Raw genomic sequence first — 13,748 nt, forward strand, 5'->3', positions numbered from 1 at the left:
AGGTTGCCAAAAGGAATTATGCCTAATCACAGCAAAACACCTTTGGCTACTTTTCTTAAAAACCAATATCTTTGGTAAAATTTTTATCAAAAACATTCACTCTTGTGTACATGTTAATTTCTTACAATTTCTATGTTTTCTATAAGTTATTGATTTTTATTTAGTTGAATGGTTTTTCACCATATCACCTACTGGCTTTTATAAAAATTCGTTAACAAAATATTGACAGTAATGGTTAGTTTCTGGGATTATGCCCACCTAGATGGCAAATGCCCTGATATTGGGTGTTTTCCCTTCCTGCAACGTGAAACATTATATTTACATTCAAGCTGGTAAACACTCAGAGGTGTGACCAAGTTAATTTGTAATGGACTTTGAAACTTGTAGGAAATGAGATAACCCCAATAAATTTAAAGGTTGGTAATTAAGATGAAGTCTGAATCGTCTAATGTAAATTTTGACAATATAAGTGAAGAACAGCTCCCCATCCCAAAACATAAACGTAAAGGGTGGAGTCACTTTTTAGGCCTGTACGCAGGTGAGCACGTAGCAGCAACTGAGTTTGTGATTGGCGCTACCTTTGTAGCCCTTGGCGCAACAATGACAGATATACTCTTAGGTCTCTTGATTGGTAATCTATTAGCTATTCTTAGCTGGACCCTAATCACCACTCCTATTGCAGTTGAAACTCGGTTAAGCCTGTATACCTATCTACAAAAGATTGCTGGTAACTCAATGACTACCTTATATAACTGGGTAAATGTCATTATATTCACGGTTATTTCGGCTGCTATGGTCACTGTATCTGCCACTGCTGTGCGGTTTGCCTTTGGTATTCCTGCCCAATTAAACTGGTACCCAACTAATGCATGGTTTGTGTTGGTGGTACTTGCTGTTGGTATGATAGTAGTGCTGGTGGCCATGTATGGTTTTAATGCTGTCTCTAACTTCTCAAAAATTTGTGCTCCATGGCTGTTCGTGATGTTTGTAAGCGGTCCTTTGGTGTTAATGCCGGCATTAGCTGAGCATGTTATTGGTGTAACAACATTGAGCAGTTGGGCCGACTTTATGCACATAGGGAGCGTGTCTGTTTGGACCGGTGTTAACGCCCAAGGAGAATCTGGCATTGGGTTATTTGAGGTAATTGGCTTTGCTTGGGCAGCTAATACTATTACTCACGTTGGGCTAATTGATATGGCTCTGTTACGTTATGCAAAAAGCAAAACTTATGGCTTATGTACCTCTTCAGGCATGATGTTTGGGCATTATATAGCGTGGATTTCTGCAGGTATCATGGGGGCGGGTACCGCGGTTATAGTGAAAAAATCAATAATTGAGTTAGACCCAGGAGATGTAGCGTTTCAGGCATTAGGTTTATCTGGCCTAGTGATTGTTATTGTTGCGGGTTGGACAACTGCAAATGCCAACTTATACCGTGCTGGTTTAGCCGCACAAGCGATTTTTAAAGACCATTCACGTACTAAAACCACCTTTATTGTTGGTGTTGTGGCTGTGTGTATCGCTTGTTTCCCATTTGTGTTTAACAAAATGTTGCCTTTATTAACCTATGCTGGTCTGTTGGTTGTTCCTGTTGGCGCCATTGTGTTTACTGAACACTTTATTTTCCCTCGAATTGGTTTTACTCGTTACTGGGCAATGTTCCGTAATTTAACGCACAGCACTCCAGCTGTAGCATCATGGGGATTAGGGCTAGCCTTTGGTTTTGGTCTAAATGCCTTGGATGTAATGTCCTTCTATTACTTGTTTATTCCTACATGGTTCTTTACCTCTATTGTTTATATTTTACTGGCTAAACGTTATGGGGCGGCTGAAAAATATCCAGAGCAACAAGCTAATCTTAAGAATTACGATCAGCAAGTACAGCAACACCATCAGGAACAAGCGCAACATGAGCCTGTGCTAGTAAGAACCCAGTCTTTGATGACCAAAGTTATACGTGCAATTTCTTTGCTTAGCTTAGCTACAACTTTAGTGTTGGCATTCAATACCATGTTTTTAAGTGGGGATGTCTCAGCTTATGAAGCGAACCGAGATATGTTTTTTGATATCGGTTTCATTTGTACCATCATTTATTTTGCTTCTGCCTATTGGGTCATGCAACAAAATAACAAAGTTGTCGCTTAAGTTAGAAGGAAGACTTAATTATGCAAACTCAAACTACTATTTGTTTAAATAATCAGAATATTCATTCATTACCTGAGTCTATCAGCGTGCCTACTTATGATCGTTCAAAGGTCACTGCGGGTATAGTCCACGTAGGTGTGGGCGGTTTTCACCGCTCCCACGAGGCTTTTTATACCGACGCCTATATGGCCCAAAGTGGGGATTTAAGCTGGGGAATTTGTGGCGTAGGGTTACGGGATGCTGATAGAAAAATGCAATCCCTTTTGAAACAGCAAGATTACCTTTACACCCTTATTGTACGCCACCCTAACGGTACCATTGAAAATAAAGTGATAGGTTGTCTGACTGACTTTTTATTAGGGTGTGATGATCCTATGGCTGTTATTAATAAAATGGCCAGTGAAGAAACTAAAATTGTCTCTTTGACCATCACTGAAGGTGGTTATAACTTTAATCCAGTAACTGGGGAATTTGATTTTACAAACCCAGATGTTATTCATGATTTAGCAAACCCAGACAAGCCTAGGTTGGTGTTTGGTTATCTTATTGCTGCTCTTAAGTTACGCTTTGAAAAAGGTCTAGCTCCTTTTACTATTCAGTCTTGTGATAATGTGCAGCACAATGGTGATGTGGCGAAAAAGATGGTAATTGATTATGCCCATGCTGTTGACAGTGATTTAGCTGATTGGATTGAATCAGAGGTATCATTTCCGAATGCTATGGTAGATCGTATTACTCCGGCTACTACACCAGAAGATATTTCTTACTTGCAAACATTGGGCATAAAAGATGAGTGGCCAGTCACCTGTGAGCCTTTTCACCAATGGATAATTGAAGATAAATTTACCCTAACACGCCCACAGTGGGAACAAGTTGGTGCTCAGTTTGTTAGCGATGTAACACCCTATGAAAAAATGAAAATCCGCCTACTTAATGCGGGTCATTCAGTTTTGGGTATTTTGGGCTCATTGTATGGTTTTGACACCATAGATGAGAGTGTTCAAGATCCTTTGTTCGCTGAGTTTTTAAGACACTTCATGGATATAGAGGTGACCCCTATATTATCCCCTGTGCCTGGCATTAATTTAGAAGAGTATAAAGACACCTTACTTGAGCGCTTTGCTAATCCTAATATTAAAGATAGCTTAGCTAGGATTTGCTCTGAAAATGCAGCAAAGCTAAGTACCTTTATGCTGCCTACTATTGCTAATAACTTAGCCAAAAATGGTGAAATTCAATGTGCAACTTTAGTCATTGCAGCTTGGTGTTATTACAGTGATAAGCAGACTGACTTACAAGGTAAGCCATTGACTATTAGCGATGCGATGGCTGATGAGGTTCATCAATTAGCCAGTCAAACAAGTGAGCGTTCTGGTGCTTTGTTGGAGCTAAAATCGATATTCTCAGGGCTATCTAATTCCGAGAAGTTTGTCGCAGCCTATACTGCACAAGTAGAAGCCCTATATAGCACGCCAAATGTTAAGCAGCATATGCAAGCGGTATTGAGTGAATGTAAGCTAGGGCAAGCTAGCTAATACAAAATTGCACAAACCTAACCTATGGCTTGGGTTTGTGCTGTCTTTAATGCGTATTCAATAAAAGCTTCTAGGTTTACTGGCTTACTATAATAATAACCTTGACCATAGTTACAGCCTAAATTTTTCAGCAGTGTTTCTGTTTGTTCATCTTCGACACCTTCAGCTACAAGGCTACAGTCTAAATTTTTAGCAAGATAAACAGTTGATTTTACAATGGTTAAATCACTTCGGTTATTAACTATATTAGTAATAAACGAGCGATCAATTTTGATTTGTTTAACAGGCAGGTCTCGCAATAATGCAAGAGAAGAGTAACCTGTACCAAAGTCATCTACGCTAAAAACGAGTCCAGTTTTAGATATTCTATCCATAGTCTTTTTGACATAATCTATGTCAGTCATCATGGCGCTTTCTGTAATTTCTAACATAAGGTTGTGGTTGTTTAGGGTATCACCGTCTAAGAGTTTATTAACTTTGTCGGTAAATGAAGAGTCTTGAATATCTTTCACTGATAAATTTAAGTGTACACACAATGACAAACCAGCTCGGTTTATGAGTGGCATGTCTCGTTTTATTTGTTTCATGACCCATTCAGTCACTTGATTGATCAATGCACTTTGTTCAGCAATTTTTATAAACTTATCAGGTGCAATAAAACTGCCATCTGCTTGTGGCCATCGAATCAGAGCTTCGGCGCCGTAAACCTCACCGGTCATTAAGTCCATAATAGGTTGGTAACAAAGCTCAAACTCTTGCTGCTCAAGGGCCTTTCTGAGGCGGGTAGCAATGTTAACATTCTCAATGGATGAGGTTTCTAAGCTTGGTGTGTACTCAGTGTAGCTAGCGGATGAATCTTTACTTTTATACATGGCTAAATCAGCTTGATTCAGTAAAACTTCAATAGACTTAGAGTTTGCCGGAAAGTGCGTAATACCAATGGCAGCATTCACACTTAACTCATAATTGTTAATGGTGAAATTACGTTCAAATGGTTGTTGAATTGCAGTGATAAGCCCTGCAACTTTTTCGGTTGTTAACTGGGTGGCTATTATTGAAAACTCATCTCCTCCTAAACGAAATAATTTAGCGCTAATGGGCAAAGCTGCTGTTATTTTTTCCCCAACTTGTTGTAATAGAAGATCACCAAAGTTGTGGCCCAATGCATCGTTAATTTGTTTGAATCTATTTAGATCTATGAGTAGTAAACTAAATGGAGTATTGCTTTGAATATTTTTGGTTAAAGTTTTCATCAAGTACTTTCGGTTTGCTAACCCAGTTAGGCTATCGTGCAGCGAATAGTTGCGTTCTAATGCCGCCAGCTCCTCCAATTTTAACAAGCTTTTCAGGCTAAATTTAGATACTAGAAGGACAAAAAAACCTCCTCCGAGCATGATAGCAGCAACTATGATATCTGATGTGTCTACTGAGCCTTTGACGTAAAGGTGATAGTAAATACCGCTATACCCTAAAATAAAGAAAAAAACTAAAGCCCGCAGAACTCGCCAGCCCAAGAGACTGTCTTTTTTGTAAATACGATTGACTGGCGACAAGCTGAGGATCAGACTCAGTCCGCCAATTGAGACCATTAACAGTGAGAGAAGATAAAGCACATACAGTTCCTTTAAGGCCATGTTATATTGAAGACTTACATTAAGTAAGGTTTTTAATATTATCGGAATATTTTCAAATTCTCATAGCTATTTAACAGTCCAGAGATTGATTGCCTATAAATTTACACTGGATATGTAGATTGTTTAGAGCTTGAAGGTGTTTCTAGTTGCTATTGAAGCGGAGAGTACTCTAGCTGTAATTCGTTAATCGCAACTTCTGGTGAGGTTTTTGAATTGGTGACCCTATTATTTTCCAGTTCTACTCATCGGATGTAACTTCAACTTTATTAACTTAAACAGAGATAGTGAATAACACGATTGGCTATCGTTTTATTTACAAAAATGGAGACAAGACCATGATTAAGTTTACTGTAAACGGTGAAAGTCGAGAGTTTTCGGGTGATCCTACCACCCCCGTACTTTGGTATTTACGTGATGAATTGCAATTAACAGGGCCTAAATTTGGGTGCGGCATGGCCCAGTGCGGCGCATGTACCGTGCATATCAATGGTGTGGCGCAGCGTTCTTGTGTGTTACCCGTTGCTGCAGTAGCTGGCAGTAGTGTTACTACCATTGAAGGTTTAAGTGAAGATGGTGAACATCCTGTTCAACAAGCCTGGGTGGAACACAAAGTGCCCCAGTGTGGTTATTGCCAATGTGGACAAATGATGCAAGCAGCTAGTTTACTGGCCAGCAACCCAACACCAAGTGATGATGAAATTGTACAGAGTATGTCTGGTAATATTTGTCGGTGTGGTACCTATCCACGCATCCATAAAGCAATTAAGTCAGCCTCAAAAGCTATGGCATCGGTACAGTATTATGTCCCTGATACCAAAGGGGAAGAAGCATGAGCCAATATTTTGATTTAAGCCGTCGCGGCTTTTTAAAGTCTAGCGCCACAGTGGGTGCCTTAGTGTTTGGTACATATTTAGCCGGTGGCGCACCAAGAGTTATAGCTGGGGTGCTTGCAAAGCCTTCTGAATCTGCAAAACGTGCCAATTTATTTGTGGCACTGCGCCCAGATGGCATAGTAGAAATTACTTGTCATCGTTCTGAAATGGGCCAACAAATTCGTACTGCAATCGCGCAAATAGTAGCAGACGAAATGGAGGCTGCATGGGATCAGGTTGTGGTGATTCAAGGAAAGGGTGACCCGAAATACGGAGACCAAAATACTGATGGTTCTCGGAGTATTCGATACAATATGCAGCGGTTACGAGAGATGGGCGCAAGTGTTCGTTATCTTATGCGTGAGGCTGCAGCAAAACGCTGGAATGTATCGATAGATTCATGTTCTGCCAAACAGCACAAGGTAACCCATAGCTCTGGTAAAAGCCTAAGTTATGCAGATTTGGTAAGTGATGCTTTAAACTTAACCCCTCCAGATGCTGATAAAGTACCTCTTAAAAAGCGCAGTGAGTGGCGATATATCAATACCGCCATGGAACATATTGATTTAAAAGATATTGTTACCGGTAAAGCTACTTTTGCAGCAGATGTATTAGAGCCAAAAGCTTTAATTGCTGTGGTGGTTAGGCCTCCTGTGGTTGGAGGAAAAGCTAAGAGTTTTGATGCCACCGCAGCCAAAGCGATTGCCGGTGTGGTAGATGTTATAGAAATTCCAGCGCCTACTGGGGCACCGCAATTTCAACCTAAAGGCGGTGTGGCGATAATTGCCAAAAACACTTGGGCAGCCATAAAAGGTCGTAGGGCATTAACCGTTTCTTGGGACGATGGCAAAAATGGTGATTACAATTCAGAAACATTTAAAAAAGATCTATTAGCCACAGTCGCTTCACCTCAATCTTCAGTACGTAAAATAGGGGATGCAGAGAATATCTTAGCCAAGGCTAGTAATAAGTTGGTGGCCGATTACTATGCGCCCCACTTAGCACAAGCGCCTATGGAGCCGCCTTGTGCAACCGCTATGTACCATAAAGATAGAGTGGATGTGTGGGCTGCTACTCAAAACCCACAGGCAGACATGGCGACAGTTGCAGCTATGGTTGGCATGGATAAAGAGCAAATAAATGTTCATGTCACTATGCTAGGCGGTGGTTTTGGTCGAAAGTCTAAGCCTGACTTTTCAGCAGAAGCTGCTTATCTTTCTATGAAAACTGGCAAAGCAATCCGTGTTCAATGGACCCGTGAAGATGATATTCAAAACAGTTTTTACCATGCTGTATCGGCACAACATATCGAAGCGTCTCTTGATAAAAATGGCGCCATAGAAGCCTATTTGCATCGCACCGCATTTTCACCTATTGCATCTACTTTTATAGAAGGTGCCACTGCTCCCCTTGGCTTTGAGTTACGTTTAGGGTTTACCGATAACCCTATAAACACACCCAACATGAAATTAGAGAGCGGAGAAGCACCGGCAAAAACGAGAGTTGGTTGGATGCGCTCAGTATCCAATATTTTCCATGCTTTTGCGGTACAGTCATTTATCGCTGAAGCAGCCCATAAAGCGGGACGGGATCAAAAAGACTATTTACTAGACACTATAGGTCCCGACCGTATTCTAGATGTCACTGAACAAAATGCAGAATACGATAACTACGGCGCTGATAAAGCCACCTATCCACTAGACATAAGTAGGTTACGACAAGTTATTGAGAAAGTGGCTGATATGAGTAACTGGGGAAGAAAGCTTCCTAAAGGGCGAGGATTAGGCATTGCCGCCCACAGAAGCTTTTTAACCTATGTGGCAACAGTTGTAGAAGTCGAAGTTTCTGAAAGTGGTGAGCTGGATATTATTAAGTCTTGGGTTAGCATTGATGCAGGTACGGTAGTAAATACTGATACGGTTAAAAACCAAGTTCAAGGTGGTTCTATATACGGTATAACAGCGGCTATTAGTAAAGGTATCACCTTTGATGAAGGCCGTGTACAGCAAAGTAATTTTCATGATTATCGAGTACCACGAATGAGTGATTCACCTCTTGAAGTAGAGGTGGAAATTATACCAAGTGATGCACCTCCGGCAGGTGTTGGTGAGCCAGCCACTCCGGTTTATGCTCCAGCATTATGCAATGCTATTTTTGCTGCTTGTGGTAAGCGTATTAGGCAGTTACCAATAGGTGAACAGCTAAAAGCATAAGCTTATTTATCTTATATCTTTAGTTAATTTAAAGCCTCTTAGGTTGAGCCTAAGAGGCTTTTATATTTCCAAATAAAAAAGGCCCAAAGACAGTGAGAAACACAAGTCTTCAGGCCTTTTTATATACTTAAATTAATCTAACGTACGGGTGTAACTCATTTCAGTAAAGATGATTTCAGTTACATCAAAGTACTCGCTGAAGAAGTCTGCCCAGTCACCATCTCCACTGGCTAACTTATTACCTGAGCGAAATTCGCCAAATTTCAATTCGATTGGTGACAGAGAAATAGTATGAGCCTCTTCTCCAACATCTCCATGTTAAGATTCTTAATTAATTCAAGCTACGTAATACGTACTGCAAGATCCCTCCGTGGCTAAAGTAATTGTATTCATTTGGGGTATCTATTCTAATTTTTGCCGTGAAACTAAAGGTCTCTTCACCTTTTACAACTTTCACTTGTACGTCTTGTTGCTCTTGATGTATTGCTTCCACCGAATATTCTTCGGTGCCATCTAGATTTAGACTCATGGCACTTTCGCCGTCTTTAAATTGCAGTGGCAAAATCCCCATCCCTATTAAGTTAGAACGGTGAATGCGCTCGTAACTTTCTGCTAACACTACTTTGACGCCAAGCAATAATGGCCCTTTTGCAGCCCAATCTCTAGAACTACCAGTGCCATATTCTTTTCCAGCGATAACCATACATGGAGTATTGTTTTCCTGATATTTCATTGCGGCATCAAACACTGTCATTTGCTCCCCTGTTGGTTGAAAGCGGGTCCAACCTCCTTCTGTGCCAGGTGCTAAATGATTTTTTAATCTGACATTAGCGAAGGTGCCGCGCATCATCACTTCATGGTTACCCCGCCTAGAGCCAAATGAGTTAAAGTCTTTATCTTCAACCCCATTTTTACGTAAATAAGCGGCAGCCGGGCCATCTGGTGCAATGCTCCCTGCTGGAGATATATGGTCTGTGGTGACTGAGTCTCCAAGCTTTAATAAACAGCGTGCAGCTGTAATTGCTTTAACTGGTTCTGGCTCAGCTTGCATATCATCAAAAAAGGTTGGCTTTTTAACGTAATAAGATTCAGGCCAGTTGTACTGGGCACTATCAACTACCTCTAGCGCGTTCCAACTCTGGTCGCCTTCAAAAATATGCTGGTAACGCTTGCTGAACATATCACTGTTAACCGTTGCTGTGACGAGTGTTTGTATTTCATCGTTGGTAGGCCATATGTCTTTTAAATAAACGGGCTTTCCAGCATCTGATGTACCAAGGGGTTCTTGCAACAAGTCAATATTCATATTGCCTGCTAATGCATAGGCAACCACTAAAGGTGGTGAGGCTAAATAGTTCGCTTTAACATCAGAATGTATGCGACCTTCAAAATTACGGTTGCCGGAGAGTACCGCACTTACATTTAGTTTAGCATTCCGAATAGCTTCACTGATAGGCTCTGGCAATGGTCCTGAGTTTCCGATACAGGTAGTGCAGCCGTAACCCACTAAATTAAAGCCCATCGCTTCCAAATCAGGCGTTAATTTGGCTTCATCCATGTATTCAGTAACTACCTGAGAGCCAGGGGCAAAACTGGTTTTAACCCAAGGTTTAACCTTTAGGCCTAAAGCTTTAGCTTTTCGGGCTAAAAGCCCTGCAGCTATCAATACTGAAGGGTTTGATGTGTTTGTACAGCTAGTTATAGCAGCTATCACTACAGCGCCGTCTTCAAGGTTAAATTTTGTATCCTTGTATTCACATAATGGGGATTTTTTAGGGGGTTCTGTGGTTTGTCCCCCTTCACTTTCGAAGCGACCTTTTGCTTTATCGTCGGTGCTGATGATTAATTTTTCTTGCTCAGACAACCATTGTTTAAACTGTTTTGAAGCATCTGTGAGTGGAATTCTGTCTTGTGGGCGTTTTGGGCCAGCAATTGAACTGACCACATCGTTTAAGTTTATCTTGAGTGTGTCATGGTATTGTGCCGCTTTTTGAGTGTCGGTTCCCCACATGCCTTGCGCCTGAGCATAGGCTTTAATTACACGGATGGATTTCGGGTCTCTACCCGTTAGTTCAAGGTAGCGAATGGTTTGTTCATCTACTGGAAACAAACCACAGGTGGCACCATACTCTGGGGCCATATTGGCTATAGTGGCTCGGTCTGCAAGGCTTAGGTGTTTAAGCCCATCACCAAAAAATTCTACAAACTTACCTACTACGCCAAGTTTACGTAGTGTCTCTGTGATGGTTAACACTAAGTCAGTGGCAGTAGTTCCAGCGGGTAATTCACCTGTTAATTCCATACCTACTACTTCTGGAATAAGCATAGTTACGGGTTGTCCTAACATAGCCGCTTCTGCTTCTATTCCGCCTACTCCCCATCCCAATACACCTAAACCGTTTATCATAGTGGTGTGGGAGTCAGTACCTACTAGGGTATCCGGATACAGCAAGCTTTCATTGCTGTTGTTTTCTTCAAATACTACTCTAGCTAAATACTCAAGGTTTACTTGGTGCACAATGCCTTTACCAGGTGGAACCACTTTAAAATTATCAAAAGCTTTTTGGCCCCAACGTAAAAATTGATATCGCTCTTTGTTGCGCTCTACTTCTTTTGCAGTATTTTTACTAAAAGCATCTTTTTGAGCAAAAAAGTCAACCATTACTGAGTGATCTATTACCAGTTCAACGGGCTTTAAAGGATTAATTTTTTCTGACTTGCCTCCAAGGTCGACTATTGCATCGCGCATGGCTGCCAAATCTACAACAGCAGGAACACCGGTAAAATCTTGTAATACCACCCGAGCTGGAACAAAGGCGATTTCCTGTGATGTTTTATTTTCAACATCCCACTGTGCAAGTACGCTTATATCGTCGTCTTGCACAAAGTTTTGCTCGCTATGTCGTAGTAAATTTTCTAATAAAATTTTGGCTGCAAATGGTAAACGGGATAATTGGTATTCATCTGCTAATGACGCAAGGCTGTAGTAGCTATAATCTTGCCCGTCTACTGTTAAAGTTTGTTGATAATTGGTCTTATTTTTCATTGGGGATCCTTCAAAAACCTAGTTAAGGTAATGGGTTAAAGGTATCTAGTGTTTGTAGTTCAATGATAAGGGTAGCCCACTGGTGGCGATAAGCCCTTACCCTTGATAATTGCTATGCCGCCACTAGTTGTCTTTGCACTTGCTGCCGATAGCTATTGTCGTTCAATAGCTCTGGTAGGTATTCGGGGCAAGAGTTCAGTTCATCTGTTGTTAAATGACTGCTAATGTTATGGCCCAACCAATTGATTTCTGCAATGTGTTTAGGCGCCACAAGTACTTTTTTATCATCAGTAGTTGCAATGACAAGCAGTGGGATTTCCCAGTTTTCACTGTCTAAGATTAGGTCGTAAATACGTCCCAAACTTGTGTCTTTGTGATGTAAGTCATAGCCTTGTATCTCATCTATAGAGCGCAGGTGATTTGCATTTGTGCCTACTTCAGTCTGCCCAAGGGTTTCTATATCTGGCATATCTCCATTTTTAGCTAAAGCGGTAGGATTTGCGTACTCGCCCCATGCACCTGGGCCTGTCCAATAATAGCCATACCCAAAATGCTTAAATAAAAGTTCTTCGTACTCTCGAGATACGGGTTTGTGTTCATCTACAGATGGACTGTCTTTAACTTGTTGCTTGGATAAGGCCACGCTTATTTTTTCTTGCTTTGTATCAAAATCAATTAGCGAAATGGGTGAAATAAGTACTTTGGTACTAAGGGGCAGCCAGCGATGTGTATCCACATACATATACCTTACCGTCCACGCTCTATCATCAAACAGAAAATCTTTATTGATACCTATATCGCCGTCAGTGGCAGCAATAGTAAATCGTTTTACATCTCTGAGACCTGCGTACATATTGTTTCTCCTTTTGAGCCGTAGTGATTTAAATAGGAGCAAAGAACACACCAGTTAGAATATTGACCGTATTTTCAGTACCTTAGGAAATGAGGGTGATGTAAAGGGAAGCTACTATAGTAAAGTTTACTTTATGGTGTGTAATATTTACCCTTTGTGAATATGTTAATTCGAAGCTTTTATGGGGTATTTCTTACATAACTTAATTTTCCCACCTGAAAGAGAACACTATTGTGTATTTCAGTATGTCTTTGTTCATTTATATTTCGTTATGAAACTTGACCGGTAGAGGTTTGTTTTGATATGTTCAAAATTCAATCATTTTTTGATATTTTGATTTGCGTGAAGGTAATACCTTGTTACTAAACACCACTCATTAACATACTGAAAAATACCCTCTCAATTGACAAACTAGGCGTAGACATGAAAATAAAATATCTTTTTATAGGTTGTTTCTGTGCGTTATTTTCGGTTTACAGTCTTAGCTGTGAGTTTCATGACTATGGTCAAAGTAGAATTCCGAAATTTCCTCCACTTTTACCTGAGTTACACCCTGTTATGCTTCAACACTTTAAACCGCCAGTCAGTGCACCATTAGATATAACTCTGTCGGCAGATAGCAATGGGACATTAAAAGATGATGCTTTCACCATCAATTATCATATTCATCCTGGTTATCACAGTGTTAAAGCTGAGGTGGTAAGCAGCAAAGGGGTGAAAGTTTTGGGTAAAACAACTATGTATTTAACCCGTGTTAAAGGCAGTAAGGATGTGAAATATCAAACCTTATCTGATGCTCCTCAAAATATAAGAGTACGTATTTCTGCGGTTCGTAATGACATGCCGATTATTGTAGAAAAGCGAATTAAACTTTCATCCACCTAAGGTGCAGAACCGAATATCTAAGCTTTTTAGCTAAAGAGCTGCGTTGGATATTTTTATTTCGTTAGGTAAGCCAGCTTCAGTTTTTAAGTGCCTTGGTTAAAGCGTCCCTTAATATACCGCTAATAGGTGTGGGTTTACGGGTATTACGGTCCACAAACACATGTGTCATAGTGCCTCTTGCTGATGCTGTAACGTGTTTTTCTTTAAAAATGGCTACGTCATATTCTACTGATGAATTGCCGATTTTATTGACGGCAAACGCCCCTACAAGTTTATCGGGAAACGCAACACTCGTGTAATAGTTGCACTGTGAACTTACCATCAAGCCTATGGTAGAGCCTGTGTGTATGTCTAAATTTGCATGCTCAATGAGATAACGATTGATGATAGTGTCAAAATAACTGTAATACACTACGTTGTTAACATGGCCGTATAAATCGTTGTCTTTCCATCGCGTGTCTATATTTATAAGGTGATGGTAATCAGTTAGTTGAGGTATTTTTGTTTTTGGTGATGTGGGATTACTCACTACAAGCTCCTATACAAACACTAGGATAAACCTAGA

10 protein-coding genes are annotated in these 13,748 nt (G+C 40.6%); 5 read left to right on the plus strand and 5 right to left on the minus strand.

Features of this window, described 5'->3' with window-relative positions; all coding sequences use genetic code 11:
* The first annotated feature begins 429 nt into the window (after nt 1–429).
* Nucleotides 430–2,145: a purine-cytosine permease family protein gene (locus tag ACMUMK_RS13215; protein ID WP_414701614.1), complete on the plus strand. Its 1,716-nt coding sequence runs from the start codon at nt 430–432 to the stop codon at nt 2,143–2,145.
* A gap of 20 nt (nt 2,146–2,165) precedes the next feature.
* A complete protein-coding gene (locus ACMUMK_RS13220) occupies nt 2,166–3,680 on the plus strand; it encodes a mannitol dehydrogenase family protein (protein ID WP_414701615.1) in 1,515 nt (504 codons plus the stop codon).
* Between the two features lie 17 nt (nt 3,681–3,697).
* Here ACMUMK_RS13220 and ACMUMK_RS13225 read toward each other — a convergent pair whose 3' ends face one another.
* Nucleotides 3,698–5,293 (minus strand): putative bifunctional diguanylate cyclase/phosphodiesterase, encoded by a 1,596-nt coding sequence (locus tag ACMUMK_RS13225; protein WP_414701616.1) that lies wholly within the window; start codon nt 5,291–5,293, stop codon nt 3,698–3,700.
* 356 nt (nt 5,294–5,649) lie between these two features.
* On the opposite strand from ACMUMK_RS13225, the gene ACMUMK_RS13230 reads away from it, so the two are divergent.
* Nucleotides 5,650–6,147 carry a (2Fe-2S)-binding protein gene (locus tag ACMUMK_RS13230; protein WP_414701617.1) on the plus strand — a complete coding sequence of 166 codons (498 nt, stop codon included), beginning with the start codon at nt 5,650–5,652 and terminating at the stop codon, nt 6,145–6,147.
* Nucleotides 6,144–8,399, plus strand: coding sequence for a molybdopterin cofactor-binding domain-containing protein (locus ACMUMK_RS13235; RefSeq protein WP_414701618.1), 2,256 nt, complete (start codon nt 6,144–6,146; stop codon nt 8,397–8,399). The genes ACMUMK_RS13230 and ACMUMK_RS13235 overlap by 4 nt, the downstream gene beginning before the upstream one ends.
* 132 nt (nt 8,400–8,531) lie before the next feature.
* Here the strand turns inward: ACMUMK_RS13235 and ACMUMK_RS13240 are convergent, their stop codons facing one another.
* From ACMUMK_RS13240 to ACMUMK_RS13250, 3 genes are all read right to left on the minus strand, one after another.
* Complete coding sequence (locus ACMUMK_RS13240; RefSeq protein WP_414701619.1) at nt 8,532–8,666, minus strand: hypothetical protein; 135 nt, start codon at nt 8,664–8,666, stop codon at nt 8,532–8,534.
* A gap of 64 nt (nt 8,667–8,730) precedes the next feature.
* On the minus strand, nt 8,731–11,445 hold the full coding sequence (gene acnA, locus ACMUMK_RS13245) for an aconitate hydratase AcnA (RefSeq protein WP_414701620.1): 2,715 nt from the start codon (nt 11,443–11,445) through the stop codon (nt 8,731–8,733).
* 112 nt (nt 11,446–11,557) lie between these two features.
* Nucleotides 11,558–12,298 (minus strand): PRC-barrel domain containing protein, encoded by a 741-nt coding sequence (locus tag ACMUMK_RS13250; protein ID WP_414701621.1) that lies wholly within the window; start codon nt 12,296–12,298, stop codon nt 11,558–11,560.
* Nucleotides 12,299–12,721: 423 nt separating this feature from the next.
* Here ACMUMK_RS13250 and ACMUMK_RS13255 point away from each other — a divergent pair, with 423 nt between their 5' ends.
* On the plus strand, nt 12,722–13,183 hold the full coding sequence (locus tag ACMUMK_RS13255; RefSeq protein WP_414701622.1) for a hypothetical protein: 462 nt from the start codon (nt 12,722–12,724) through the stop codon (nt 13,181–13,183).
* Between the two features lie 76 nt (nt 13,184–13,259).
* Here ACMUMK_RS13255 and ACMUMK_RS13260 read toward each other — a convergent pair whose 3' ends face one another.
* Entirely contained in the window at nt 13,260–13,712 is a 453-nt protein-coding gene (locus ACMUMK_RS13260; protein WP_414701623.1) for an acyl-CoA thioesterase, read from the minus strand.
* Nucleotides 13,713–13,748: the final 36 nt, after the last annotated feature.

It is taken from the genome of Paraglaciecola sp. 2405UD69-4 (assembly GCF_047525415.1).
Classification (GTDB): Bacteria; Pseudomonadota; Gammaproteobacteria; order Enterobacterales; family Alteromonadaceae; genus Paraglaciecola.